The sequence below is a fragment of the Nonomuraea thailandensis genome (assembly GCF_024172165.1).
GTDB lineage: Bacteria > Actinomycetota > Actinomycetes > Streptosporangiales > Streptosporangiaceae > Nonomuraea > Nonomuraea thailandensis.
In genome coordinates, this window is sequence record NZ_JAMZEB010000002.1 from 2,637,576 (window position 1) to 2,662,856 (window position 25,281).

General features: G+C 73.3%; 20 protein-coding genes. 13 read left to right on the top strand and 7 right to left on the bottom strand.

The features are described from left to right. Window positions 1-4: 4 nt before the first annotated feature. Complete coding sequence (locus tag HD597_RS16110; protein WP_253743014.1) at window positions 5-1,210, bottom strand: hypothetical protein; 1,206 nt, start codon at window positions 1,208-1,210, stop codon at window positions 5-7. Window positions 1,211-1,257: 47 nt separating this feature from the next. On the opposite strand from HD597_RS16110, the gene HD597_RS16115 reads away from it, so the two are divergent. The 5 genes from HD597_RS16115 (at window position 1,258) to HD597_RS16135 (ending at window position 6,577) form a co-directional block, all read left to right on the top strand. Next, window positions 1,258-2,508 (top strand): DegT/DnrJ/EryC1/StrS family aminotransferase, encoded by a 1,251-nt coding sequence (locus HD597_RS16115; protein WP_253743015.1) that lies wholly within the window; start codon window positions 1,258-1,260, stop codon window positions 2,506-2,508. Between the two features lie 86 nt (window positions 2,509-2,594). Next, complete coding sequence (locus HD597_RS16120) at window positions 2,595-3,842, top strand: extracellular solute-binding protein (RefSeq protein WP_253743016.1); 1,248 nt, start codon at window positions 2,595-2,597, stop codon at window positions 3,840-3,842. A gap of 56 nt (window positions 3,843-3,898) precedes the next feature. Further along, complete coding sequence (locus HD597_RS16125; RefSeq protein WP_253743017.1) at window positions 3,899-4,765, top strand: carbohydrate ABC transporter permease; 867 nt, start codon at window positions 3,899-3,901, stop codon at window positions 4,763-4,765. Then, a complete protein-coding gene (locus tag HD597_RS16130; RefSeq protein ID WP_253743019.1) occupies window positions 4,762-5,625 on the top strand; it encodes a carbohydrate ABC transporter permease in 864 nt (287 codons plus the stop codon). The genes HD597_RS16125 and HD597_RS16130 overlap by 4 nt, the downstream gene beginning before the upstream one ends. Before the next feature lie 64 nt (window positions 5,626-5,689). After that, window positions 5,690-6,577 (top strand): dihydrodipicolinate synthase family protein, encoded by an 888-nt coding sequence (locus tag HD597_RS16135; RefSeq protein ID WP_253743020.1) that lies wholly within the window; start codon window positions 5,690-5,692, stop codon window positions 6,575-6,577. Window position 6,578: 1 nt separating this feature from the next. Here HD597_RS16135 and HD597_RS16140 read toward each other — a convergent pair whose 3' ends face one another. Genes HD597_RS16140 through HD597_RS16150 form a run of 3 tightly spaced genes read right to left on the bottom strand, consistent with a single transcriptional unit; the run spans window position 6,579 to window position 10,001 of the window. Continuing rightward, complete coding sequence (locus tag HD597_RS16140) at window positions 6,579-8,507, bottom strand: PQQ-binding-like beta-propeller repeat protein (protein ID WP_253743022.1); 1,929 nt, start codon at window positions 8,505-8,507, stop codon at window positions 6,579-6,581. A 43-nt stretch (window positions 8,508-8,550) separates the two neighbouring features. Continuing rightward, the gene (locus tag HD597_RS16145) at window positions 8,551-9,279 is read right to left on the bottom strand and encodes an amidohydrolase family protein (protein WP_253743023.1); all 729 of its coding nucleotides are present in this window, start codon (window positions 9,277-9,279) and stop codon (window positions 8,551-8,553) included. Further along, window positions 9,276-10,001 (bottom strand): amidohydrolase family protein, encoded by a 726-nt coding sequence (locus HD597_RS16150; protein WP_253743025.1) that lies wholly within the window; start codon window positions 9,999-10,001, stop codon window positions 9,276-9,278. Before HD597_RS16150 ends, HD597_RS16145 begins: the two co-directional genes overlap by 4 nt. An 82-nt stretch (window positions 10,002-10,083) precedes the next feature. On the opposite strand from HD597_RS16150, the gene HD597_RS16155 reads away from it, so the two are divergent. From HD597_RS16155 to HD597_RS16170, 4 genes are read left to right on the top strand one after another with little or no spacing between them, the layout of a single operon-like run. Next, entirely contained in the window at window positions 10,084-12,078 is a 1,995-nt protein-coding gene (locus HD597_RS16155) for an NHL repeat-containing protein (protein WP_253743027.1), read from the top strand. After that, on the top strand, window positions 12,078-12,749 hold the full coding sequence (locus HD597_RS16160) for an amidohydrolase family protein (RefSeq protein WP_253743029.1): 672 nt from the start codon (window positions 12,078-12,080) through the stop codon (window positions 12,747-12,749). The genes HD597_RS16155 and HD597_RS16160 overlap by 1 nt, the downstream gene beginning before the upstream one ends. Then, entirely contained in the window at window positions 12,746-13,513 is a 768-nt protein-coding gene (locus tag HD597_RS16165; protein WP_253743031.1) for an amidohydrolase family protein, read from the top strand. The genes HD597_RS16160 and HD597_RS16165 overlap by 4 nt, the downstream gene beginning before the upstream one ends. 40 nt (window positions 13,514-13,553) lie before the next feature. Further along, the gene (locus HD597_RS16170) at window positions 13,554-14,729 is read left to right on the top strand and encodes a DegT/DnrJ/EryC1/StrS family aminotransferase (RefSeq protein ID WP_253743033.1); all 1,176 of its coding nucleotides are present in this window, start codon (window positions 13,554-13,556) and stop codon (window positions 14,727-14,729) included. Between the two features lie 30 nt (window positions 14,730-14,759). Here the strand turns inward: HD597_RS16170 and HD597_RS16175 are convergent, their stop codons facing one another. Beyond that, a complete protein-coding gene (locus tag HD597_RS16175; RefSeq protein ID WP_253743035.1) occupies window positions 14,760-15,053 on the bottom strand; it encodes a winged helix-turn-helix transcriptional regulator in 294 nt (97 codons plus the stop codon). 19 nt (window positions 15,054-15,072) lie between these two features. Between HD597_RS16175 and HD597_RS16180 the strand changes: the two genes are divergently transcribed. Further along, the gene (locus tag HD597_RS16180) at window positions 15,073-15,564 is read left to right on the top strand and encodes a carboxymuconolactone decarboxylase family protein (protein WP_253743042.1); all 492 of its coding nucleotides are present in this window, start codon (window positions 15,073-15,075) and stop codon (window positions 15,562-15,564) included. Between the two features lie 111 nt (window positions 15,565-15,675). Continuing rightward, window positions 15,676-18,468: an AfsR/SARP family transcriptional regulator gene (locus HD597_RS16190; protein WP_276082930.1), complete on the top strand. Its 2,793-nt coding sequence runs from the start codon at window positions 15,676-15,678 to the stop codon at window positions 18,466-18,468. A gap of 73 nt (window positions 18,469-18,541) precedes the next feature. On the opposite strand, the gene HD597_RS16195 is transcribed toward HD597_RS16190, so the two are convergent. Continuing rightward, on the bottom strand, window positions 18,542-20,167 hold the full coding sequence (locus HD597_RS16195) for a PucR family transcriptional regulator (protein ID WP_253759369.1): 1,626 nt from the start codon (window positions 20,165-20,167) through the stop codon (window positions 18,542-18,544). A 306-nt stretch (window positions 20,168-20,473) separates the two neighbouring features. Here HD597_RS16195 and HD597_RS16200 point away from each other — a divergent pair, with 306 nt between their 5' ends. Together HD597_RS16200 and HD597_RS16205 are read left to right on the top strand one after the other, a co-directional pair. Continuing rightward, the gene (locus HD597_RS16200; protein WP_253743044.1) at window positions 20,474-23,305 is read left to right on the top strand and encodes an FAD-binding and (Fe-S)-binding domain-containing protein; all 2,832 of its coding nucleotides are present in this window, start codon (window positions 20,474-20,476) and stop codon (window positions 23,303-23,305) included. A 37-nt stretch (window positions 23,306-23,342) separates the two neighbouring features. Beyond that, the gene (locus HD597_RS16205) at window positions 23,343-24,641 is read left to right on the top strand and encodes an MFS transporter (protein WP_253759370.1); all 1,299 of its coding nucleotides are present in this window, start codon (window positions 23,343-23,345) and stop codon (window positions 24,639-24,641) included. 94 nt (window positions 24,642-24,735) lie between these two features. On the opposite strand, the gene HD597_RS16210 is transcribed toward HD597_RS16205, so the two are convergent. After that, complete coding sequence (locus HD597_RS16210) at window positions 24,736-25,134, bottom strand: DUF6223 family protein (protein WP_253743045.1); 399 nt, start codon at window positions 25,132-25,134, stop codon at window positions 24,736-24,738. Window positions 25,135-25,281: the final 147 nt, after the last annotated feature.

A 25,281-nucleotide genomic window follows, 5' to 3' on the forward strand; every position in this document is an offset into this window, starting at 1 on the left:
ACGGCTACAGGGTCAGGCGGTAGAGCGTGAGCGGACGGCCGCTGGATCCGCTGGTCAGGTTGCCGGTGCGTTCGGCCAGCCCGGCCAGCTCCAGCCGGTGCAGCATGCGCCGGGCGGTGCGCTGCTGGACGGCGAGCCGCTCGGCGATCTCGCGGGTGGTCAGCGCCTCGCCGCCGGCCGCGTCGCGGGCCTCCAGCAGCTTCTCCAGGGTCGGCACCGACAGCCCCACGCGGCGCGCGAGCAGCGGCAGGTTCTGCCCGCCGGCGGGCGCGCTGATCACCGACTCCAGCACGATGTCGGTGTCGGCGCGCAGGGACAGCACGGCGGCCACGTTCCCGATGCGCCTGGCCCTGGCCAGGGCGCGGCGGGACAGGCTCTCGGCCTCGGCGGCGCTGCGCCCGAGGCCGAAACCCACCCGCGCGACGCTGCTGTGAGTGGCCAGCCGCGCCAGCATGGGCAGCCCCGTGAAGCCGCCCGTGGCCTCGTAGAGCGGCCCGCGGGTGGTCACCAGCAGGTGCTTGCCCCCGCGGAACCCGGCCAGCGTGCCGGCCAGCGCGCCGGCCTCGCGCAGCAGGCCCTCGTCGCTGTCCACCTCCACCAGGCCGAGCGCGATCTGCGCGTCCTCCTGCGCCTGCCCCTCGGCGGTGAGCAGGAGCTGCCGCAGCGCCGTGCGCACGGAGTGATCGGACGGCGCCAGCCGCAGCACCTGCATCTCGTCGCGCAACGCCTCGTGCACGGAGCTCAGGCAGGTGATGACGGGGTGGTCGGGGGAGCGGCGGTGGAAGGCGATGATCTTCTTGGACGTCGTCTCCGGCCGGTAGCCCAGCGTGCGCAGCTCGCCGGTGGGCAGCCCGGCCTCGTCGAACGTGGCGGTGACGTCGGCGGGCGAGATGGTGTCGATCGACAGCCGGGTGATGTCCTGGCCCTCGTGCTGGAGCCGCACCAGGGCGCTCAGCAGCGTCGCGCCCGAGTAGTCGACGAACACGGCGGGCCGGGTGAGCACCTCGGCGCCGCGCGCCAGCATGTACGGCACGATCCCGGTGAACAGCCAGCCCTCGACCGAGCTCGCGTGCGCCTCGACGATGGCGGGAGCTTGCGACTCGTGGTCGTAGTCGAGCCGCAGCGCGCTGACGCCGGGCTGCTCCTCGCAGGTGGCCGCGACGTCGTCGACGAGATCGTGCGGGCCGACGACTCCGATGACGAAACCCACCCGCGTCTCCCTTCCCCTACTTACGGTCTAGACCGAAAGGCTATCCGGTGACCCTGCACTTTCCCAACATGGCCGAGCCCGAGGGCCGCACCCTCGGCGACGAGGAGGTGGCCGCGCTGGAGCGCGTCATCCGCTCCGGCATGCTCAACTCCGTGTGGGGGGCCGAGGCGCGGACGCTCGAACGCGAGGTGGCGGAGCTGTACGGCTCCCGCCACGCGATCGCGTGCGCGTCCGGCACCGCGGCCCTCCACCTGTCGGTCGTGGCGGCGGCGCCGGACCCCGGTGACGAGATCATCACGACGCCGATCACGGACTTCGGGACCGTGGCCCCCATCTTGGCGCAGAACGCGGTTCCTGTCTTCGCCGACGTGGACCCGTCCGACGGCAACCTCGATCCGGACGCCGTCGCCGCGCTCATCGGGCCGCGCACCCGCGCCATCATGGCCGTGCACCTGTTCGGCGCGCCCGCCAGGGTCGGCGAGCTGCGCCGGCTGGCCGACAGGCACGGACTCACCCTCATCGAGGACTGCGCGCAGGCGTGGCTGACGGAGCTGCCGGGGCCGTCAGGACCACCCGCGCCGTCGGGACCACCCGCGCCGTCGGGACCATCCGCGCCGTCGGGACCATCCGCGCCGTCAGGGCCCTCAGGCGGCCGGTACGCGGGCACGGCCGGCCACGTCGGCACCCTGAGCCTGCAGCAGTGGAAGCACATCACGTGCGGTGACGGCGGCCTGGCCATCACCGACGACGACGAGCTGGCCCGGCGCATGCGGCTGTTCGCCGACAAGGGCTGGGACCGGGCGGCGGGCCGCTCGCACGAGAGCCTGGGCCTGAACTACCGGATGACCGAGCTGCAGGCCGCGGTGGCCCGCGCCCAGCTCGCGAAGCTGCCGGGAGTCGTCGAGTCCAGGCGCCGCACGGCCGGCCTGCTCGTCGAGGCCCTGCGCGACCTCGGCGGCGATCTCGGGCTGCCGAGGCCGGACGGGCACGCGTGGTGGTTGTTCCCGCTCCTCCTGCCCCGCGGCGACGCCCCCGAGCTGGCCGCCCACCTGAACGCGGCCGGAATTCCGGCACGGGCCGGTTACCTGAAGGAACCCCTCAACCGGGCTCCGCTCTGGGACAGGCCCGTCTACGGCTCCTCCCGCTACCCCCTGGAGGGCTACCGCCCCGCCCCCTGCCCGCGGGCCGAACGGCTGGTCGCCGCCACGCTGCTCATCATCGACTGGAACGAGCACTACACGTCGGAGCACGTCAAGGCCATCGCCGAGGCGATCGCCGGCTACCCCGGCCGGTCGTAGTCACGTTCATGTATCAGGCATTGACCGGACCATCCCCGGTCACTAGGTTTCGGTCAGGACCGGTATTCAGGAAAGGAACGCCGCCGATGAGAAACATAGCGGCAGCAGGCATCGCGGTCGCCCTCAGCGTCGTGATCGGCGGGTGCGGTTCCGGCGGCTCGGGCTCGGACAAGAGCGCGGTGACTCTCTGGATGTACCCCGTCATCTCGGACCAGGCCAAGAACAAGGCCTTCTGGGACAAGGTCGAGAAGGACTTCGAGGCCAAGAACCCGGCGATCGACGTCACGATCGACCAGCAGCCCTGGGACGGCCGCCAGGAGAAGATCACCACGGCCCTGGCCTCCAGGAAGGGCTTCGACCTGGTCGTGCTCGGCCCCGACCAGATCCCCCAGTACGCCGAGCAGGGCACCCTCGAGGCCGTGGACGACGTGATCGCGGCCGACAAGAGCGGCTACCTGCCCAACGCCCTCACCGCGCTCACCGTGAACGGCAAGCTCTACGGCGTGCCCGTCTACCAGACGATCACCGCCCCCATCTACAACAAGAAGCTCTTCGCCGACGCGGGTGTCTCCAAGGCGCCCGAGACGCTGGCCGAGCTGAAGGAGGCCGCCCCCAAGCTGGCCGCCAAGAAGGTCGCGGTGCTCGACTACCCCGGCAAGCCGGAGGTCTCGCTCAACCAGAGCTTCTACCCGATCCTGTGGGCCAACGGCGGCTCGGTGTTCTCCCCCGACGGCAAGAGCGTGACCGTCAACAGCCAGGAGGGCATCGCCAGCCTGCAGCTCCTGCTCGACCTCAAGGCGCTCGGCGGCCTGCCGGAGAACACCGCCAGCAAGGGCAACGACATCGAGGGCGGCACGCTGGCCGCCGGCAAGAGCGCGATGTACCACGCGGCCACGGCGCTCAACGCCGACCAGCTCGGCGCCGCCATCGGCGCGGAGAACGTCGGCATCGGCCTGCCGCTGGAAGGCGCCAAGCGGGTCGCCTTCGGCATCCCCGGCGGCCTGGTCCTGGCCAAGCACTCCGAGAACAAGGACGCCGCCAGGAAGTTCGCCGCCTACATCGCCTCACCCGAGGTCGCCGGGCCGCTGGCCAAGGAGTCCGGCTTCTTCTCCGCGCGTACGGACGTGACGATCCCCGGCCAGTCGGCCACGTCCAAGGAGTTCGCCAAGTCGCTGCAGTACGCCTTCCCCGGCGACACCCACCCCAAGGCCCGCCAGATCATGGCGATGGTCGCGGCCCACGTCCAGGCGGCGCTGATCGGCAAGGAGGACGCCAAGACGGCCCTCGACGCCGCCGCCAAGGAGGGCAACGACCTGCTGGCCAGCGGTGGCTGACACGAAACCGGGCCGCTTCGGGGGCGGCCCGCCTGCTCGGAAGGGTGTGAGATCCGGTGCGTGATCGCCTGCGTGACCCGATCACGGGGCTGCTGTTCGTGCTCCCGATGCTGGTGCTGTTCCTGATCTTCAGGATCTTCCCCACGCTCGGGGCGGCGGGCATGAGCCTGACGAACTGGAACATCGGCGGCGAATGGGACTTCATCGGGGTCGACAACTACACCCGCCTCGTGAACGACCCGAACTTCTGGTCCAGCCTTCAGGCCACGCTGGTCTACACCCTCATCTACGTGCCACTGGTCATGGCCGTCTCGCTCGCCACCGCCCTGCTGCTCAACTCGATCGTCTTCATGCGGGGGCTGTTCCGCGGCATCCTCTTCCTGCCGTACGTGACCAGCTTCGTCTTCGCCGGCCTCATCTGGCGCTGGATCTACGAGTTCGACGGCCTGATCAACGGGCTGCTGGCCAAGCTGGACCTGGGGCCCGTCGGCTTCATGGAGCGGGCGGAGCTGGTGCTGCCCGCCCTGGCCGTCGTCTCCTGCTGGAAGGGCTTCGGCTACTCCATGCTGATCCTGCTGGCGGGGCTGAAGGCCATCCCAGGCTCCTACCTGGAGGCGGCCAAGGTCGACGGGGCCGGCCCGTGGCAGCGCTTCCGCGGCATCACCCTGCCCCTGCTGAAGCCGGCGATCTTCTTCGTGCTGGTGATCGAGACCATCTCCTCGTTCCAGGTCTTCGACACCATCTACGTGATGACCGGCGGGGGGCCGGCCAAGGCCAGCTACACCCTCATCTACGGCATCTTCGAACGCGGCTTCAGGTTCTGGGAGTTCGGCTACGCGGCCACCTGGGGGATGGTGCTGTTCGCCATCGTCCTGGTCGTCTCGCTGATCCAGCGCCGGTTCATCGGCAAGGAGAACACATGACGATGACGGCCACGCGCCCCGCCGCCGTCCGTGACCGGCAGGCCACCAGGCCACGCCGCCACGGCCGGCGGTGGCCGCTCTACACGCTGCTCGCGGTCATGTCGCTGCTGACGCTCGGCCCGTTCGCCGCGATGGTCATCGTGGCGCTGTCGCCCAGGAACGCGCCCACCGTGCCGGCGCAGTGGCCCGACTCGCTCACCTTCGACAACATCGTGCAGGTCCTGAGCGCGTCGGGGTTCGCCGAGTGGACGCTCAACTCGCTGATCTACTCGGGCGTCTCCGTGGTGGTCATCCTGCTCACCGCGTCGATGGCCGGCTACGCGTTCGCCAAGAAGCGCTTCCCCGGGCGCGACGCCATGTTGTGGACGTTCCTGGCCACCATGATGGTGCCGTTCCAGGCCACGCTCATCCCGCTGTACGTGCTCATCTCCGACCTCGACGGCGTCGACACCTTCTGGGGCCTGATCGTGCCGACGCTGGCCAACTCCCAGGCGGTCTTCCTGATGCGCCAGTTCATCCTGGGGCTGCCCGACGAGCTGTTCGACGCCGCCAAGGTCGACGGGGCCTCCGAGCTGCGCGTCTACTGGACGATCGTGGTGCCGCTGACCAAGCCGATCCTGGCCACCCTCGGCGTGTTCGTCTTCCTGTGGCACTGGAACGACTTCCTGTGGCCCCTGGTGATCTCGCAGAGCGACGCCACGCGGACGCTGACGGTCGGGCTCACCGTGCTGAAGACGGAGGAGATGCAGTGGTCGCTGCTGATGTCCTCGGCGGCCGTCTCGGCGGTGCCCTGCCTGGTCGTCTTCTTCCTGCTGCAGCGCTACCTGGTCAACAGCATCGCGATGACGGGCCTGAAGTGACCGGCTGATCGGGACGGCCTACGCTTGTCGCCCGGGACGTCCGGTGAGGGGAGCGAGGATGAGCATGCCGATCGACGCTCGGGCCGCGGGGTTGCGCGACCGCCTGCGCGGAGGGCTGGCCGCCGCCGCGCTGACGCCGATGACCAGGGCCGGCGAGGTGGATCTCGACGTCGCAGAGACGTACTTCCGCCGGCTGGCCGACTCGGGCGCCGACGCCCTGGCCGTGCTCGCGCACACCGGGCGCGGGCCGTTCCTGCCGGCGGAGGTGCGGGCCGGCGTGATCGCCCGCGCCCGCCGCGCGGGCGTCCCGGTCATCGTCGGCGTCGGCGGCACGCGGGACGGCGGCGAGGCCGGCGCGGTCGCGGACGCGCGGATGGCGGCCGAGCTGGGGGCCGACGGGGTGCTGGTGTTCCCCGAGCCGGGGGACCGGGTGGCGCTGCACGAGGCGGTGTGGTCGGCCGCCGGCCTGCCGATGATCGCCTTCGACCTCTACACGAACCCGTGCCCGCCCGCCACGCTGCGCCGGATCCTGGGCCTGCCCGGCGTCGCCGGTCTCAAGACGGCGCTGCTGTCGGACGCGATGGCGTGCCAGGAGACGATCGCCCTGACCCTGGAGGCCGGCAGGCTGGCGATCACGGGGGAGGACCGCATGTTCGCCGCCTCGCTGCTGTGGGGCGCGCAGGCGGCGCTGGTGGGCATCGCGGCCGCGTCGGTGGAGACGACGGCGGCGGTGCTGCGCGCGTACGAGGGCGCGGACCTGCGCGGTTTCGAGAAGGCCGCCGCGCGCCTCGACCGGCTGGCGGCGGCCACGTTCACCGCTCCCATGGAGGGCTACGTCCAGCGCATGGCCTGGCTCGCCGCCGCGGAGGGGCTCGTCCCCGGGGACCGGGCCCACGACCCGTACGGTCCCGCGCTTCCGGACGGCGAGCGCGCCAGGGTGCTGGCCTGGTAGCTCAGATGGCCACCCGGATCAGGTTGCGCCCCTTGAGCGCGTAGAGCGCCCTGCGGGACGGGTCGATGTTGATCCGGGCGCCGCCACCGAACCAGTCGCTCGCCAGCCCCTCCACGAGCTTGCGGGAGGTGAGCTTGACCAGGTCGATCTCGTAGATCGCGGCCTCGTCTCCGGTATAGGCGTATCTCCCGGCGAGCACCAGGTCGCCGCCCCGGTCGCACACCTTGAGGGTGCGCGTGACCTTGCGCCGGAGCAGGTCGAACTCGAACAGCACGCCCGCGTCGGTGATCCCGTACAGGGCGAGCGCGCCGTGCTTGAGGCTCGTGACGGCCTTCGCGCCGGCCACCGGCTCGACCTCCCACCTCACCTCGCGGGTACGCAGGTCGAACGCCGCCAGCCGGGCCGTGGACGTCACCGGCGGCGACCCGAGGCCCTCCTGCGTGCTGGTGCCCAGGTGGACGGTGCCCAGCCGGGCGGCCAGCGAGAACACCGTCTGGCGTTCGACGACCGGGCGGTAGGTGTCCAGCCGGCCGGTCCTCGGGTCGTAGACGTCGAGCGCGCCGTTCTGGTGCCCAGGCTCCGGCTGGGTGGACATCACGATCAGGCCGGTCAGCCTGTCGTGGACGAGGTCCTTCGGCCGGTCCTGGTTGTGGCCGGTGCGCAGCAGCAGCCTGGCCTCCGGGTCGCCCGCTCGGTGGGAGTAGAGGGCGGCCTGGGTGTAGACCCCGAGGTAGGTGGTCGTCCCCGCGGTCATGATGGTCTTCGGCTCGCCGGGGATGGGCAGCCGGGTGACCTGGCCCGTGGCCAGGTCGTGCAGGTCGCAGCCGCCCTTGCCGCCCACGTAGACGCGCTCGCCGTCGCAGTGCACGGACATGGGCTCCTCGGGGGCCGCCCTGAACCCCTTCTGCACGTGGCTGACATAGCTCAGGCCGCCGGTGGCGGGGTCGTAGACGAAGATGCCCGGCTCCTGCACGCCGTAGATGCGGCCGCCGTGCTCCAGGATGCGGACGGTCTGCGCCTCCGGGAACGGCACGCCCAGCACCTCGTACGCGCCGGTCGCGATCTCGTAGCGGTAGAAGGTCCCGGAGGGCCGGCCGGCGAAGTAGACCCAGCCGTCGTGGATCAGCACCGAGACCACGTACTTCTCGCCCGGGGCGGTGGCCTTGACCACCTTGTACGCGGCCGGGTCCGCCTTCTCCAGCACGAGCAGCTCCGCCAGCGAGTTCATGCCGCCCGCCACGTGCGTGCCGCTGATCGACATGCTCGACACCCAGTCGCGGTCGGCCACCTCGGCGGGCAGCAGCTCGCGCTTCTCGCCGGTCCGCCGGTCGATCGCGACCAGGTGGGCGTTGGCGCCGACGCCCGCGTAGACGTGCGTGTCGTCGGCCTGGATGCTGCGGACGTACGCCTCGCCCGGCGCGGGCTGGCCCAGGTCCCGGGTGGCGCCGGTGGCGGGGTCGTACTCCAGCACGCGGCCGGGCTGCGACGTGCCCAGGTAGACCTTGCCGTCGGGGGAGGCGGCCATGGTCCAGATGTAGGGGTCGGGGTACTGGGCCAGCAGGGTCGTGCTGCCGGTGAGCGTGTCGATCTTGTAGAGGTCGGAGCGGCTGTGGGTGCCGACGTAGACGTCGGTGCCCACCTTGCACATCGCCCAGATGCCCACGCCGGTCGGGATGTCGAAGTGCGCCGTCACCCGGTCCTGGCCCAGGTCCCAGGCGCCGACGACGTTCGGCGCCAGGCCGCGCGAGCCGAGGTAGAGCACGTCGCCGACGAACTCGGCGTTGCCCAGGGGGCTGGCCACGCTGGCCGGGCCCAGGTCGGTGATCGTGCCCTTCGGCTCGCGGGCGGCGGCCATCGCGGGGGTGGCGGGGATCGTCACGGCTGCTGCGGAGGCGGCTGCGGCTTGGAGAAAACGGCGGCGGGGGATCATTCGCTGGTCACTCCTTGTGAGGGTGGCCGCACGGTATAACGGACTAGGCCGTAATGTCCAGATCGAAAAGTCGTACGGCGTTCCGCCACGCGACGAGCTCGGCCGTCTCCGCGTCCAGGCCCGCCGCCGCCACCGCGCCGAACGCCGAGGCCGGGTCGATGAGGGTCGAGTCGGTGCCGAAGAGCAGCCGCGTGCGGTCCACCGCCGCCGCCACCTGCGCGATGCGGCCGGCGGGGGCGTGCGAGTAGCACGGTTCGAGGTAGAGGCGGTCGCAGGCGCCGGCCGCCTCGATGGCGTGGGCGTGGCCGTCGGCGCCCATGTGCCCGGCGATGACCCGCAGGCCGGGCGTGTCCAGGCAGGCCTGAGCCAGGTCCAGCACCGTGGCGCCCCACGTGTGCACGAGCGCGGGCACGCCCGCCTGCGCGACCATGGCCAGCGCCTCGCGCGTCTGGGGCGAGGAGACGGGCGAGCGGGTGTAGTCGGTGTGGATCTTGACGCCGACGAACCTGCCGGTGGGCAGGTACGCCCGCAGGTCCCGCTCCGCGTCGGCCTGCCTGCGGGGGTTGACGGTGACGTAGCCGAGGTGGCGGTCCTGGCCCTCCAGCCAGGCGGCCAGGGCCCGGTTACCGGCGGGGGCGTCGTAGATCACCGCTTCGGTGGCCGAGACGATCGACAGGTCGATGCCGAACCTGTCCATGGCGCTCAGGTTGGCGCCGGCCACGTCCATGGTGAAGAACCACGGGCCCCAGTGCGCGTGCACGTCGATGATCATCCGAGCAGCCTCCTCGCGTTGCCGCCCGCGACGGCGGCGATCTCCTCCGGCTTCAGCCCGCTGGTCGCCAGGCGCAGCAGGGGGACGACCGGCTCGTAGTGGGGGGTGCGGGAGCCGTACAGGAGCCGGTCGGCCGGTACGGTCTCCAGCGCGTCGGGCGAGTTCAGCAGGCGGGTCGAGGTGTGGAAGCCCGGCTCGTCGGCGGCCACGACGAGGAAGTCGCCCAGGTGGTAGAAGTGCGTGTCGAGAAAGACCACCGTGGCGTCCAGGCCGGAGAACGGCTGCCAGAAGCGCCGCACGTCACCACCGGTCAGCACGACGAGCCCCAGCGCCGCGGCCTTCCTGGCCACGTGGCGGACCGAGGGGAAGCCCGCCTCCACGCCCTGCTCGTCGGGGAAGAGCCTGACGGCCCTGACGCCCAGCCCGGCCAGCCGGTCGAGCTCCCGTACGGCGCCGATGGGGTCGCGCAGGTCCACGGTCCCGACAGGCACCACCGGCGGTTCCAGCGCCAGGACCTCGTCGTTCCCGCCGCGCACGTCGAACAGGGCGGCGCGCAGGGACGCGACCGCGCCCGCCCGGATGCGGTGCGCGGCCAGCGTGCCCAGCACCGCCTCGGGCGTGCCCGGCGGGCCGTCGCGGTCGGGATGGGCTCCGACCAGGACATCCACGTCCAGGCTCACCTCCAGGTCGCCGATCAGCCTGCTCGCGTCGAACGCCGTCACAACCGCCTCCATTGACTTATCCGGCTTCGCACATTACGGTCTGGGCCAAAATTGGGCAACATGCTCTCGTGGAGGTGCGGTCGTGCCGCGGAAACCCCTCGCAGTCCTCGCGGCCCTGGCCGCGGGCCTGCTCCTGCCGGTGCTCCCGGCTCAGGCGGCCGCCCCGCCGAAGGCGCCCGCGTGCGCCGGGCCGCGGGTGGAGACGTTCGGGCCGGCGTCGATGACCGGCGCCATCGTGGGCGCCACGGTGCACGAGGGCAAGGCCTACGTCGTCACGCGCGGCCAGAAGCCGCCCGTACTGGCCGAGATCGACCTGGGCAGCCGCAAGGTCGTCAGGAGCGTGCGCCTGCCCGACGGCCCCGCCACCGGCGAGCCGGAGGGCGGCTGGGCCACCACCGTGGCGGACGGCAAGATCTACGTCGGCACCTACCCCGTCCCCGACCTCTACCGCTTCGACCCCGCCACCGGCGAGGTCGTGCACCTGGCCTCCTTCGGCAGGAACGGCGGGTACATCTGGGCGCTGGCCGCCGCCCCCGACGGCACCGTCTTCGCCGGCACCTACCCCGACGGCAGGGTCAAGCAGTACGTCCCGGCCACCGGCGCCGTGCGCGACTTCGGCGTGCTGGCCCCCGGCGAGCGGTACGTCAGGGCGCTGGCCGCCGACGCCGAGAACGTCTACGCGGGCCTGCTCGACAAGGGCAAGCTCGTCGCGATCAACCGCGCGAGCGGCGCCGTCACCGAGCTGGCCCAGGGCACCACGGGCATCGGGGTGGTCGCCGAGCACGGCGACCGGATCCTCGCGACGAGCGGGTCGACCCTCATCGACGTGCGCAAGGACGGCACCGACGTCCGGCGCGTCCCGCTCGGCGCGAACAGCTTCGACGCCCTGGCCGTGGCCGCCGACGGCACCGTCTACGCCACCTCGCGCCCCGACGGCGCCGTCCACCGCTACCGCACCGGCGACAGCGCGCCCACCAAGGTGGCCGACGCGCCGTCGCAGGACGACGAGACCAGGCGGCTCGCGCTGACCGGCGACGGCACGCTGGTCGGCTTCGCCGGCAGCGGCGGCATGTGGACGCTGGACCTGAGCTCCGGGCAGTCGCAGTTCACCGACCTGATCGAGGCCGGCCTGCCCGCCGGCGCCGAACGGCCCCAGAGCATGCTGCTGGTGCCCGGCCGGGCCGTCTACGTGGGCGGTCACTTCTTCATGGACGTACGCGACCTGCGCACCGGCGAGCAGCGCCGCTTCCGTGTCCCCGGAGAGCCCAAGGACCTCGTGCGCCGCGGCAACAAGATCTACGCCGCCATCTACCCCAGCGGGAAGATCATCTCCATCGACCTGCGCACCGACGAGGTCCGCAGCCTCGGCCTGCTCGGGCACGGCCAGCAGCGCCCCTGGGACATCGAGTACGACCCGGTGCGCGACAAGCTGCTGGTCGCCTCGGCCCCGCTGGGCGCCGAGCTGGAGGGCGCCCTGTCGATCGTGGACCCCGACACCGGCCGCATCGACGTCTACAAGGGCGTCATCCCCGGCCAGAGCCTGATGAGCCTGTCGCTGGACGCCCGCAAGGGCGTCGTCTACCTCGGCGGCGACGTGCTCGGCGGCGGCGGCACCCCGGCGGTGCACGCCTCGGCGTCCGTCGCGGCCTTCGACCTGCGCACCCGCACGGTGCTGTGGCAGGTGGACCCGGTCGCGGGCCACCGCACCTTCCAGGACGTCAAGGTGCACGACGGGCTCCTCTACGGCGTCTACAAGCGCAACTCCGGCGCCTGGATCGCCCTCGACCTGGCCACCAGGACCATCAAGCACCAGGGCACCCTGTCCGGGTACGGCGAGCTGACCACGCACCGCGGCCGGGTGTTCGCCAGCACGTTCTTCGGCGGCGGGAACGCCTACGAGCTGGGAGCCGAGGCCACGCACCTGGCCACCGGCCTCGGAGACGACTGGTACACCAACCCGCAGCTCCACTTCGAGCCCGGCTCCTGGAAGGCGTGGGCCATGAGCGGCCGGCACCTGGCCAGGATCGATCTCGATCCGCGCTGCCCGCTGCTCACCGTCACCCCGCCGCAGATCTGATGCCGCCGCCCCGCGTCGTGGACGCCCACCGGCTGATCGGCCCCGTACCCTTCGACGACCTGCCGCGGGACCCGCGGCCGGACATGGAACGGCTGGGCATCGACCGCGCCTACGTGACCCACACCCTCAGCCTCTACTCCGACGCCCACGCGGGGAACGAGGCGCTGCTCGCCCTCGACGACCCCCGGCTCGTCCCGGTGCCCGTGCTGCTGCCCGGCCCGTTCGAGCCCGTGCCCGACCAGGACGTGCCCATGGTCAGGCTCTGCCCCGCCCGGCACCGCTTCGAGCTGACCGGGCCGAGCGCCCTGCGACGGCTGGCGGAGCTCGACGTCACGGCCGCCATCGACTTCGAGGAGACCTCTCCCGCGCAGCTCCTCACCCTCGCGCGGGAGCTGCCCCGGCAGCGCATCCTGCTGCTCAACCCCGGCTACCGGCGGCTGCGCGCCATCGCCGAGCTCATGGCCGCCATCCCGAACCTGTGGCTGGAGATCGGCACCGTCAACACCCAGCGCGGCGTCGAATGGCTCGCCGGGCACTTCGGGGCCGGACGGCTGGTGTTCGGCACCGGCGCCCCCGTCATGGACGACTGCGGCCCCCGCTTCCTGCTCGACCACCTCGACCTGCCGGAGGCCGACATCGCCCTGATCGCGTCCGGAGGTGGCCTGCTGTGATCCTCGACGCGCACGGGCACCTCGGCCCGTGGCCCGACTTCCTCATCCCCGACCCGTCGGCCGGCGGCATGGTCGCCCTCATGGACCGCCTCGGCATCGACGCCATCGGCATCAGCCACCTGCTCGCCGTCGGCCCCAGCGCCGAGGAGGGCAACCGGCTCGCCTTCGACGCCGCCGAGCGGCACCCCGGCAGGTTCGGGGTGTGGCAGGTGTACAACCCGCACCAGCGCAACCGGCTCGTCGAGAAGGGCGTGTGGGGTGTCAAGATCCATCCGGACGTGCACCATTGCGCCCTCGACGACCGCCGCTACGACCCGGTCTGGGAGCTGGGCCTGCCCGTGCTCGCCCACGGCCAGACGGACTCGCCCTGGAGCGACCCCGAGCGGTTCGTCACCGTGGCGCGCCGGCATCCGGGGGTCCCGCTGCTGCTCGGGCACGCGGGGCTCTGGCCGTACGGCTTCGCCCGCGCCGCCGAGCTCGTCCGCGACCATCCGAGCCTGTACCTGGAGATCTGCGGGTCCAAGATGACCGGGCGGTGGATCGGCCGGCTGGTGGAGGCGGTCGGCGCCGATCGTGTCGTGTACGGCTCCGACGCCTGCTTCCTCGACCTGCGGGTCGGTTTCGGCCGCGTCGCCCTGGCCCCGCTCGAAGACGCCGACCGGGCCCTCGTCCAGGGCGGCAACCTCGCCCGCATCCTGGGCGGCGACCTCGCCCGCACCCTGGGTGCGGCCCGCTCCGCACCGCTGGAAGGACCTCTCCCATGACGCCCGCCATCCACCCCGGCCCCGCGGAAGGACATCATCCATGACCCTGGCCATCGACGGCGGCACCCCCGTGCGCACCGACCCCTGGCCGTCGTGGCCGCCCCCGATGGACGACGCCCAGCGCGCGCTCGTCACCGCCGTGCTGGACAGCGGCCAGTGGGGCGCCACCCAGGGCGGCAAGGCGTGCTCGGACCTGGTCGCCGCGTTCGCCCGCCGCTCCGGGGTCGAGCACGGCGTCGCCGTCGGCAACGCCACGCTCGGCCTGTTCGCCGCGCTGCGCGGGCTCGGCGTCGGGCCCGGCGACGAGGTGATCGTGCCGGCGTACACGTTCGTCGCCACCGCCACGGCGGTCCTGCTCGCCGGCGCCACACCGGTCATCGCGGACGTCGACGCCACCGACCTCCACCTGTCCGCACCCGCGGTGGCAGCGGCGCTCACCCCCCGCACCGCCGCGCTCGTGCCGGTGCACCTGGCGGGCAGCCCGGCCGACATGGACCCCCTGAACGCCATCGCGGCACGGCACGGCCTGGCCGTCGTCGAGGATGCGGCCCAGGCTCACGGCGCCACCTACCGCGACCGTCCCGTCGGCGGGCTGGGCGACGCCGGGGTCTACAGCTTCCAGTCCAGCAAGGCGATGACGGCGGGGGAGGGCGGCCTGGTCGTCTGCCGCGCCGGCGAGGTCCACGAGGCCGTCTGGTCGGTCTGCAACGTCGGCCGCACCCTGGACGGCGCCTGGTACGGCCATCCGCGCGTCGGCTGGAACCTGCGCCTGACCGAGATCCAAGCCGCCCTGCTGCTGCCCTGGCTGGACCGGCTCGACGACGAGATCGACCGCAGGAACGCCTTCGCCGCCGCCGTCGCCCGCGACCTGCCCCCGGAATGGGCGAGCGTGGTCCCGCAACCGCCCGGCACCACGCGCGACTCGCGCCACCTGCTCATGCTGCGCGTCCACGTCCCCTTCGACCGGGCGTTCCTGCTGGCGGCCATGGCCGCGGAAGGGGTCCCCCTCGACGGCGGCTATCCGCCGCTCGGCACGATGCCCGCCCTGGCCGAGGCGGGCGCCCGTACGGAGCCCTGCCCGGCCGCGGAGGCGGCGGCTCGCGACGTGCTCTGGGTCCGCCAGGCGATGCTCATGGACGACCCCGCCGGCGCCGCTCACGTCGTCGAGGCCCTGACCAAGGTGCTCGCGAGCAGGCCCGGGCCCGGATCGGGCTGACTCGCACACCCTTGCCCGGCCGAGCGTGCCTCAGGGCTGATCTTGCCCTGGGGCTTCGTCCAGTACTCCGGCCCAGCGGCGGCTCCAGGCGTTGAGCGGGGCGAGCGCCTCGACGAGGTCCCGGCCGAGGGGGGTGAGCCGGTAGCCGTCGTCGTACAGGATGGTCAGGCGGGCGGTGGTCAGCTCGTCGAGCCGGGTGCTGAGCACGCTGGAGGACATCCGCTCGCAGCGGCGCTGGAGCTCCCTGAAGCCCGCGGGAGCCCTGCTCAGCTCCCACAGGATGCGCAGCGTCCAGCGCCGTCCGAGCAGGTCGAGCGCGGCCATCACCGGACGGCCCCGCTGGATGCCGCCCGGGGTGCCGTACCAGCCGCTCGCGCTGTTCCGCGTCCTGCACCGCAACCCCGAGCTGGCCTCGCGGATGTTCGCCCTCGGGGCGGGGTTGCTGGGCCACGGACTGCTGCCCGCCGCCGACCGGGAGGTCGTCATTGCCCGCGTGACCGCCCGCGCCGGCTGCGGCTACGAATGGGGCGTGCACGCGGCGACCCTCGCCCGGCAGGCCGGGCTCACCCCCGGACGCCTGCGGGCGACCGCCGCCCCGGAGATCGACGACGCGTGGCCGCCCCGCCACGCGGCGCTGCTGGCCGCCGTCGACGAGCTGCACGACACGGCGCGGCTGTCGCAGCCCGCCTGGGAGGCCCTGCGCGTCCACTACCGGGACGAGCAGCTGCTCGAATTCCTCGTCCTGACCGGCTGGTACCGGATGATCAGCCACCTGGCGAACGGGCTCCAGCTGGAACCGGAATCCTGGGCCGTCCCGTTCCCCGGGACGCCGTAGCCCCTCGGCCGGAACCGGGCGGACCTTGGACGGCGGGCCGGGCGCCGGGATCAGGCGGCGAGGGGCCCATCTCGTTACAATGCCGACTCCGAAGGATGGGAGTCGCTCCGCATGGCGCTGGAGATCGGATTGCTCGGCCCGTGGCAGATCCTGGCCGGTGACGAGCCGGTCCGGCTCGCCGGGCAACGACGCGTCGGCGTGCTGGCCAGGCTCTCCCTGGACACCGGGCGCGTCGTACGGGCCGATCGGATCCTCGCCGACATCTGGGAGGACAGCTCCGCGGCCACCGCGGCCAAGCAGCTCCACATCGTGATCTCCAAGCTCCGCGAAGCCCTCGGACCTCACGCCACCGAAGAGCTCATCGAGACCGTGCCCGGCGGCTACCGGCTCGCGCTCGACCCCGACCGCGTCGACGCCCACCTGTTCGCCCGCCTGGCCGAACGCGCCCGTACCGCCTGCGCGGAAGGAGACAGTGCCGCCGCGGACGGCCTGTTCCGCGCCGCCCTGCGGTTGTGGCGCGGCGAACCGCTGGCCGGGCTGACCGCCCCGTGGGCGCGCATCGAAGCCGCGCGCCTGGAAGAGGAACACCACACCGTCGTGGAGGACCACGCCGAGCTGCGCCTGGCCGCCGGTGACCATCACACGCTGGCCACCGACCTGGCCGCCCACGTACGGGCCCACCCGCTGCGCGAACGGCCCGCCGCCCAGCTCATGCTCGCCCTGCACCGCGCGGGCCGCCCGTCCGAGGCGCTCGACGTCTACCAGGGCACCCGCCGGGTCATGGTCGCCGAGCTCGGCATCGAACCCGGCGCCGAGCTGCGCCGCCTGCACCAGGCCGTCCTCGCCAAGGACCCCGCCCTCGACCTGGCCACCCCGGCCCGGCGGACCACCGTCAGCGAGCCGTACGTCCCGGCCGAACTGCCCGCCGACACCCACGCCTTCACCGCCCGCGCCGCCGAGATCGACCACCTGCGCGCCGCGCTCGACCCCGCCCAGGGGCCCGCCATCGCCGTGATCGACGGGCCCGGCGGCATCGGCAAGTCCGCCCTGGCCGTGCACGTCGCCCACGCCCTGGCCGCCCGGTTCACCGACGGCGTCATCTACCTCGACCTGCACGGCGCCACCGACGGCCTCCGGCCGCTGGCGCCGATCGAGGCGCTCGGCCGGCTCCTGCGCTCGCTCGGGCTGGACGGCCCCGCCGTACCGGCCACGGCCGACGAGGCCGCCGCGCGCTACCGGTCCCTCACCTCGGCGCGGAACGTGCTGATCATCCTCGACAACGCCCTCGACACCCGCCAGGTCCGCCCGCTCATCCCCGCCGGGTCGGGGTGCGCGGCCGTCATCACCAGCCGGCAGGCTCTCACCTCGGTCGACGGGGCGAGCCGGCTGAACCTGTCCGGGCTCGGCCCGTCCGACTCCACCGCGCTGCTGGCGCGGATCGCCGGCCCCGGCCGGGTCCACGCCGAGCCGGAGGCAGCCGGGCGGATCATCGAGCTCTGCGGAGGGCTGCCCCTCGCCCTGCGCATCGCAGCGGCGCGTCTGGCCGCCCGCCCCGGCTGGACGCTGTCCCACCTCGCCGACAGGCTCGCCGACGCCACCCGCCGCCTGGACACCCTGGAACATGCCGACCTGGCCGTCCGCGCCGGCATCGCCGTCAGCCTCCACCACCTGGGCGAAGAGCCGGGCGGCCGGGACGCCGCGCACGTCCTGCCGCTCCTCGGCCTGCTCGACACGCCCACCCACACCCCGGCCGCCACGGCGGCCCTGGCCGGCTGGCCCGAGGCGCGGGCGGAGGCGGCGCTCGAACGGCTCCTCGACGCCCGGCTGCTGGAACCCGCTGGGCACGGCAGGTACCGCTTTCACGACCTGATCCGCCTGTACGCCCGCGAACAGCCCCCCGCGGAGCCCGCGGCCGCGCTGCGCCGCGGGCTTCACCACTACCTGGCCACGGCCAACACCGCCACAGGGCTCGTGCACGTCCAGGCCGGGAAGCCCGCCTGCGCGGCCGATCAGCCCGGGGTCGCGCTCGCGGGCGCGCGGGAGGCCGGCCGATGGATCGAGGCCGAGCGTGACAACCTCCTGGCCGTGGCCCGCCAGGCCGGCGATCCGGGCACGGCCGTCGGGCTGGCGATCGCATTGCACTGGCCGTTCAACTACCGCGGCTGGGTCACGCAACTGGCCGACGTCCATCGCAACGCGGCCGAGGCGGCCGCGCGGTGCGGCGACTGGGCCGGGCAGGCGCAGGTGGAGGGCTTCCTGGGCTGGATCCACCGCGACCAGGGACGCTACGGCCAGGCGATCGACCACCTGGAACGAGCCGTGGCGTGCTGGGACAGGGCCGCCCTGCCGCACCGGAAGGCCGGGCCCTTGAACAAGCTGGGCGTCGTCCACACCGTGACCGGGCGGCTCGACCTCGCCCTCGAGAACCTGGCACAGGCCCTGGACCTCGCCGAGGAGGCCGGGGACCACTACGCCCGGGGCGCCGTCCTCAACAACCGGGTGCACGTGCTCTACCGGCAGGGCCGGTTCGAGGAGGCCGTCGAGCAGGCGCGGGCGGCCATCGCGGAATGGGACGGCGTCGGCATGCCCTACGGCGAGGGCGTGTCCCGCGCGACCTTGGCCCGCGCCTTGATGCATGCCGGACGGCTCACCGAGGCGGCCGACACCCACCAGGTGGCGCTGACGCTCATGCGCGAGGCCGGATACCGGATCGGCTACGCGGTGACCGCCTGGTGGTCCGCCCAGACCCGGCACGCCCTGGGACGGCACGCCGAAGCCCGGCAGGACTGGCGCAACTGCTTCGACGCCCTCCTGGAATCGCGCCTCCTGACCCAGGCGGACGTGGACGGACTGCTCGACCAGCCCGTCCCTGACATGCCCGGGCCGATCAGGCACATGCTCTGAGCGTGCCGCCGGGCTCGCCCGCCCGAACGGTGACCAGCGTGCCGATGCGCGGAGGTTCCCGGACGTCACGCGCTCACTGCTCGGCGGCTTCGACGTCTCCGCGGCCGGCGCCGGGCGCCGACGCCCCGAGCTCCAGTTCGAGCAGCAGGCGGTGCGTCGGGTTGTCCAGCGCGATGCCGAACAGCTCCTGCGCGCGCCTGATCCGCTTGCGGACGGTGTTCTCGTGCAGGGTCAGCTCGGCGCTCGCCGCCCGGACGTCCCCGAAGCTCCGCAGATAGCACAGCAGCGTCGCCCGGTAGGCGGTGCCGTGGGCGAGATCGTGCGCGACGATGACCCGGCCGAAGCCCGTCCGCAGCATCGCATCGCTCCGTACGGCGTGGAACAGCCGTTGCCGGACGATCTCGGCGTGCAGGTCCCGCGCCGCGTAGCTGCCCGGCCGGGCGCCCGAGTCCCGCAGGTGGCTGATGGCGCGGTCGAGGTCGTCGCGTGCCTGGCGCAGGCCGTCGGGGTCCTCGGCGGGCTCGCTGCGGACGATCAGCAGGTTCGTGTGCAGCAGCCGGGTCGCGCGCTGGTGGAAGTGGGCGGCCAGGGTGGAGACGGTGACCGAGCCGCGTGGCGCGGCCTGGAGGAGCACGTACATCCGGTCCTTGACCATGCTGATGGTCGGCTCGTGGCCGAGGGAGCGGGCGTCGAGTTCGAGCAGGCCGACGGCGCGCAGCAGGCTCGCCCGCTGGTCGGGCCGCTGGTCGGGCCGCTGGTCGGGCCGCTGGTCGGGCCGGTGATCGGCGTCCTCGGCCTCGGCGAGGCAGAGGAGGCTTCCCGGCAGGGGCAGTGCGCGGTCGGCGTGACCCGGGTGCTGGAGGGCCGTCTGGAGGGCGGCGGTGCGGCTCTCCTGGTCGGCGTCCAGGTGCCGGCGGATGGTGAGCAGGTGCAGCGCGGCGAGCTTGGCCGCGGCGGCGAGCACGGCCTCGCAGTCGCCGATCGCGTCCTCGTCCGGGAAGGTCGCCCACAGCGAGCCGAGTGCCGTGTCGCCGGCGCGGATCACGATGGCGAGCCGGGGGTGGTAGCCGTCGCGGCGGATGAGCTTGACCGAGTCGCTGCGCCACAGCTCGTCGGTGAGGTGGTGGGGCAGGGCGTGGCCGGGGACCTGGCGCGACAGGATGCCCACTCGCCGGGTCTCGTCGATCGGCTGGTCGGGCAGGTTGGAGTAGGCGACGATCGTCTGGTCGGTGTCCATGATCGCCACCGCGCCGCCGCAGATCGCTGCGACCGAGTTGGCCAGGGAGAACAGGTCGCCGCCGCCGAGACCGGAGGCGGGCTCGCCGGTGGTCGGCTGGGTGGCCAGGAGCGTGGAGACCAGGCCGTAGAGGCGGCTCCACGGGATGTCCGGATTGACCGCCACGACCGTGGCTCCCGCCGCGCGCGCCTGCTCCAGGACCGGCGCGGGCAGGCCGTCGGCGCACTTGACCGCCAGCGCTCCGGTCGTCTCGGCCGCGAGCCGGAGCGCCTGGCCGACGGCCCCGGCCGAGGAGAGGTCCAGCCCGAGCGCGAGGAGCAGGCACCGCGGCGCGACCGGTTCGAGGGCACTGCCGTCGAGGAGCTCGACGCCGCCCACGGGCAGGTGCGCATCGCCGGTCGCGAGCTGGACGAGGTCCGCGCGCAGCGCGTCGAGCATGCTGCCCAGCGTCATGGTGGCCATGGTCACGCCTTGGAGGTTGGTGTGGGACCCGACACCGGAAAGGGTAGATCCGGGTCGGGTTCGACATTGTTTCACATGCGGCTTTCCCGCACTGTTGTCCCACTCAGATTTGTCCGCCCGACCATCCCCCAGGAGAGTCGCCATGACAGCCCGGCGATCCCAGATGCCCAGGCGTCGATCCGGCTACGAACGAGCCCGCGGGCCGGCCGGTGACGCCCCCGGCGACCGCCGGGCGGGTGCGCCCGCGGCGCCGTCCTCGCCGCGCACGCACGCGGCGGACACGACCGGAGCGACGGCGGGGGCTTCGTGCCGCTGAGTTCCCGACCGGAGCAGGAGCTGGTCACGGCGGTCGGCGCCGGGAACGTGCTGACGTCCGCCACCGACCTGATCCGCTACTCCGCCGACGCGAGCCCCTACCACCAGGTGCCCCGGGTCGTGGTGCTGGCCCGCACCGGCGACGACGTCGCCGCCGTCTTCCGGTTCGCCTGCGGGAACGGGCGGCGGGTCGTCCTGCGCGCCGCCGGGACCAGCCTCAACGGCCAGGCGCAGGGCGACGACATCCTGCTCGACGTCCGCCGCCACTTCGACCGGGCGGCCGTCGAGGAGGACGGTGCGATCCTGCGCAGCGCGCCCGGGGTGATCCTGGCCCGGGCGAACGCCCGCCTCGCCCGCTACGGGCGCATGCTCGGCCCCGACCCGGCCAGCAGCGCGGCGGCGTGCGTAGGCGGCGTGGTGGCCAACAACGCCAGCGGCATGACCTGCGGCGTGCACGCCAACTCCTACCGGACGGTCGAGTCCCTGCGGATCGTGCTGCCCTCCGGGACCCGGCTCGACACCGCGGCCCATGACGCCGACCGGCACCTCGCCGAGGCCGAGCCAGAGTTGGTCGCCCGGCTCCTCGCGATCCGCGACGAGATCCGCGCCGACCCGGAGCTCGCCGCGCGCATCCGGGCCAAGTTCGCGATCAAGAACACCAGCGGATACCGGCTCGACGCCTTCCTCGACGGCGACACCCCGGCGCAGATCGTGCGCGGGCTCCTCGTCGGCTCCCAGGGCACGCTGGGCTTCCTGGAGGAGATCACCTTCCGCACCGTCCCCAGCCCCCGATGGGCGAGCACGGCCTTCCTGCGCTTCCCCGATCTGGCCGCCGCCGCGGCGGTCGTCCCCGCGCTGATGGACCTCGGCGCGCGGGCCGCGGAGCTGCTGGACAACCTCTCGCTGCGCGCCACCCGTTCCATCGGCGGCGCCCCCGGCTGGATGCACGACATCGGCGAGGACGACGCCGGGCTGCTCGTCGAGTTCCGCTCCGGAGACCAGGCCGAGCTGGACCGCTTCGAGCACCAGGCCCGCGAGCTCCTCGACGGCGTCGTCCTGCACGGGACCTTCACCCGCGACGCCAGGACCGCGGGCGGCTTCTGGGCCGTGCGCAAGGGGCTGCTCACCGCTCTGGGCGCGAACCGGCCGCCGGGCACGATCCTGCTCGGCGAGGACGTCTGCGTGCCGCCGGCGCGGGTCGCGGAGGCGGCGGTCGCGCTGCGCGGCATCCTCGCCGCCCACCGGTTCGACGCCTCGGTCGCCGGTCACGCCTCGGCCGGTAACCTGCACTTCACCATGGTGTTCGACCCGGCCGACCCGGACGACGTCGAACGGTACGCCCGCTGCGTGGAGGAGATCGTCACGCTGATCGTGGACCGCTTCGACGGGTCGCTGAAGGGCGAGCACGGCACCGGCCGCAACATGGCGCCCTTCCTCGAACGCGAGTGGGGCCCCCGGCTGACCGGGCTGATGCGCCGGGTCAAGGGCGCCTTCGACCCGCACGGCATCCTCGGCCACGGCGTGCTGTTCACCGACGACCCCCGCGCCCACCTGCGCCACCTCAAGGCCCTGCCGGCCGTGAACCCCCTGCTCGACGGGTGCATCGAATGCGGCTTCTGCGAGCCGGTGTGCCCGAGCCGCGACCTGACCACCACCCCGCGCCAGCGCATCGTCCTGCAACGCGAGATCGCCCGCCGCGGCGACTCGGACGCGGGCCTGGAGAGCGAGTACGGCTACGCGGCCGTCGACACCTGCGCCGCGGACGGCTCCTGCGCGACGGCGTGCCCGGTCGGCATCGACACCGGCCACGCGATGAAGCAGCTCCGGCACGCCCGGCACGGCGGCGCGGCCGAACGCGTCACGCCGGCCCTCGCGCGGCACTGGGCCACGGCCGAGCGCCTCGCGCGGATCCTGCTGCGCCTGGCGCGGACGCTCGCCGACCTTGCCGGAGACCGGCCGGTGCGGGCGGCGAGCCTCCTGGCCAGGAAGGTTCTCGGAGCGAACCGCGTACCGGAGTGGCTGCCCGCCACCCCCGGCCCCGCCCCGGCGGTCACCGGGCGAGGGCCCAGACCGGCGGGGACGACGGCCGTCCACGTCCCGTCCTGCGTCAACCGGATCTTCGGCGCGCCACCCGGCGCGCCCGACGCCACCACGGTGACGGCCGCCCTGCCCGTCCTCGCCGGCCGGGCGGGCATCGCGTTGTGGACGCCGCCCGACCTCGCCGGTGCCTGCTGCGGCACCGTGTGGCACAGCAAGGGCCACCGCGCCGCGCACGCCCATGCCGCGGGCGACCTCGTGCGGCGCCTGTGGCGGTGGTCCGACGGCGGCAGGCTGCCCATCGTCGTGGACGCCGGCTCCTGCACGCTCGGCATCCTGCGGGAAGCGCCGTCCGTGCTGGACGACGGCGACCGCGCCCGGCACGCCGCGCTCACCGTGGTCGACGCGCTCACCTGGGCGCGTACCGACCTGCTGCCGAAACTCACGGTCACCCGCCGCCTGGCCCGCGCCGTCCTGCACCCGACCTGTGCGATGAGCCACCTCGGCAACACCGGCGACCTGCGCGCCGTCGCCGACGCGCTCGCCGAGGAGGTGGTCGAACCCCTCGCCGCCACCTGCTGCGGTTTCGCCGGAGACCGCGGCTTCCTGCACCGCGAGCTGACCGAGAGCGCCACCCGTGCGGAGACCGCCGAGATCGCCGGCATCACGGCCGACGCCTACCTGAGCGGGAACCGCCCCTGCGAGCTCGGCCTCCAGCACGCCGGCGGCCACCCCTACGAACACGCCCTGGTGGCACTCGAACGAGCCACCAGACCCCCACAGTAAGGAACGGAGCCCAACCGTGACGAGTGAACCACGCGCCATGACGCGCGACGACCGCAAGGTCCTCGCCAGCACCCTGGCCGGCACCACCATCGAGTGGTACGACTTCTTCATCTACGCCCAGGCCGCCGGCCTGGTGTTCGGCCCGCTCTTCCTGGCCCCCGTGAACGAGCAGGCCCCGGGCCTGGCCACGCTCATCTCGCTGGCCACGATCGGCATCAGCTTCCTGTTCCGCCCGCTCGGCGCGATCATCGCCGGCCGGTACGGCGACCGGCTCGGCCGCAAGCGCATGCTCGTGCTGACCCTGCTCCTCATGGGCGCGGCCACCACCCTCATCGGCCTGCTGCCCACCTACGGGACGATCGGCGTGGCGGCGCCCATCGCGCTCATCCTCCTGCGCATCCTCCAGGGCTTCTCCGCGGGCGGCGAATGGGGCGGCGCCGCCCTGCTGGCGGTGGAGCACGCGCCACGCGAGCGCCGCGGCTGGTGGGGAGCCTTCCCCCAGATCGGGGTGCCGATCGGCCTCATCCTGGCGACCGGCGTCCTGTGGATCATGAGCACGGTGACCACGCCGGAGCAGTTCCAGGCGTGGGGCTGGCGGGTGCCGTTCCTGCTCTCCCTGACCCTGATCGTCATCGGCTACCTGGTGCGGCGCGCCGTCGAGGAGAGCCCCGTGTTCAAGGAGCTGCAGCAGCGCACCAAGACCTCCTCCGCGCCGCTGCGCGACCTGTTCCGCGGCAACAGCAGGAACGTGCTGCTCACCGCGCTGATCTTCGTGGCCAACAACGCCGCCGGATACCTCCTCATCGCCTACTTCATCAGCTACGGCACCACCACGCTGGGCCTGTCCAGGCCGTCCGTCCTGCTCGCCACCGTCGCCGGGTCGGTCGGCTGGCTGGTCTTCACCATGTACGGCGGGGTGCTGTCCGACCGGATCGGCCGGGTCCGCACCTTCCAGATCGGGTACGCGCTCGTGTTCGTCTGGATGATCCCGCTCTTCCTGCTGATGGAGACCCGCGACATCTGGCTCTTCACGCTGGCGATCATCGTCCTGACCGTCGGCCTGGGCCTGTCGTACGGGCCCATGTCGGCCATGTACGCCGAGATGTTCCCCGTCTCGGTGCGCTACTCCGGCGTGGCCATCGGCTACGCGCTCGGCGCCATCCTGGGCGGCGCCTTCGCCCCCACGATCGCCCAGGCCCTGGTGCAGAGCACCGGATCCGCCCTGTCCGTCGGCGCCTACATCATGGTGCTCTGCGTGATCTCCCTGGCCGCGGTCACGGCGGTCAAGGAGCCCAAGGGCAACGACCTGGGGCTGGCCCAGCAGCCGATCGCCTGACGGCGCCGCCCGGCCGGTCGCGGCTCCGGCTTCCCGGGGCCGCGACCGGCGTCGGGGCGCGGCGTGACCGGGGCGTTCGCTGGGCGGACCAGGGTCAGCCGCCCGGCTCGGCACGCCTGGAGCGGGCCAGGGCCAGCCCGCCGAGGACCGCGCCCGCGAGCCCCAGCGCCAGGGCCGCGGCCCCACCGGCCACCCCGTTGCCGGTGCCGAGACCACCGTCGGCGGACGCCAGGTTCGCCGCGCCGTTGAGCCCGCCGGTCAGCCCCAGCACCACGGCCGCGAGGCCCGCCCTCCTCCAGCCGCCGCCACGGCGGGCGGAGCGCAGCCCGAGCCGGCCGAGGACCACGCCGGACAGCGATACCAGCGCGGCCACGCTGGCCCAGACCCGATCAGGGGTCCCGATGAAGGTGTCGACACCCTGTCCCGCGCATTCCGCCGCCGTCGTACAGACGGGGGAGGCCGCCTGCGCGGCGAGGACGATGAGGACGGACATGAGGTTCTCCTCCGCTTCCTTCTGCCAACGAGAAGAACTCTGTCCGCCGGACCCGCCGCCGGTCATCCCGCTGACGCGGACACCTTTCCTGCCGCAGCCGCCGTAGGAGCCGCGGATCTACTGCATCCGCGGTAGACGCGCGCGGGT

What these genes read in the sequence shown, in the direction of transcription:
- HD597_RS16170 (WP_253743033.1), top strand. Translation starts at nt 13,554, where the DNA reads ATGACCCTGGCCATCGACGGCGGCACCCCCGTGCGCACCGACCCCTGG.
- HD597_RS16120 (WP_253743016.1), top strand. Translation starts at nt 2,595, where the DNA reads ATGAGAAACATAGCGGCAGCAGGCATCGCGGTCGCCCTCAGCGTCGTG.
- HD597_RS16140 (WP_253743022.1), bottom strand. Translation starts at nt 8,507, where the DNA reads ATGATCCCCCGCCGCCGTTTTCTCCAAGCCGCAGCCGCCTCCGCAGCA.
- HD597_RS16180 (WP_253743042.1), top strand. Translation starts at nt 15,073, where the DNA reads ATGCCGCCCGGGGTGCCGTACCAGCCGCTCGCGCTGTTCCGCGTCCTG.
- HD597_RS16135 (WP_253743020.1), top strand. Translation starts at nt 5,690, where the DNA reads ATGCCGATCGACGCTCGGGCCGCGGGGTTGCGCGACCGCCTGCGCGGA.
- HD597_RS16195 (WP_253759369.1), bottom strand. Translation starts at nt 20,167, where the DNA reads ATGGCCACCATGACGCTGGGCAGCATGCTCGACGCGCTGCGCGCGGAC.
- HD597_RS16205 (WP_253759370.1), top strand. Translation starts at nt 23,343, where the DNA reads ATGACGCGCGACGACCGCAAGGTCCTCGCCAGCACCCTGGCCGGCACC.
- HD597_RS16175 (WP_253743035.1), bottom strand. Translation starts at nt 15,053, where the DNA reads ATGGCCGCGCTCGACCTGCTCGGACGGCGCTGGACGCTGCGCATCCTG.
- HD597_RS16130 (WP_253743019.1), top strand. Translation starts at nt 4,762, where the DNA reads ATGACGATGACGGCCACGCGCCCCGCCGCCGTCCGTGACCGGCAGGCC.
- HD597_RS16190 (WP_276082930.1), top strand. Translation starts at nt 15,676, where the DNA reads ATGGCGCTGGAGATCGGATTGCTCGGCCCGTGGCAGATCCTGGCCGGT.
- HD597_RS16160 (WP_253743029.1), top strand. Translation starts at nt 12,078, where the DNA reads ATGCCGCCGCCCCGCGTCGTGGACGCCCACCGGCTGATCGGCCCCGTA.
- HD597_RS16210 (WP_253743045.1), bottom strand. Translation starts at nt 25,134, where the DNA reads ATGTCCGTCCTCATCGTCCTCGCCGCGCAGGCGGCCTCCCCCGTCTGT.
- HD597_RS16145 (WP_253743023.1), bottom strand. Translation starts at nt 9,279, where the DNA reads ATGATCATCGACGTGCACGCGCACTGGGGCCCGTGGTTCTTCACCATG.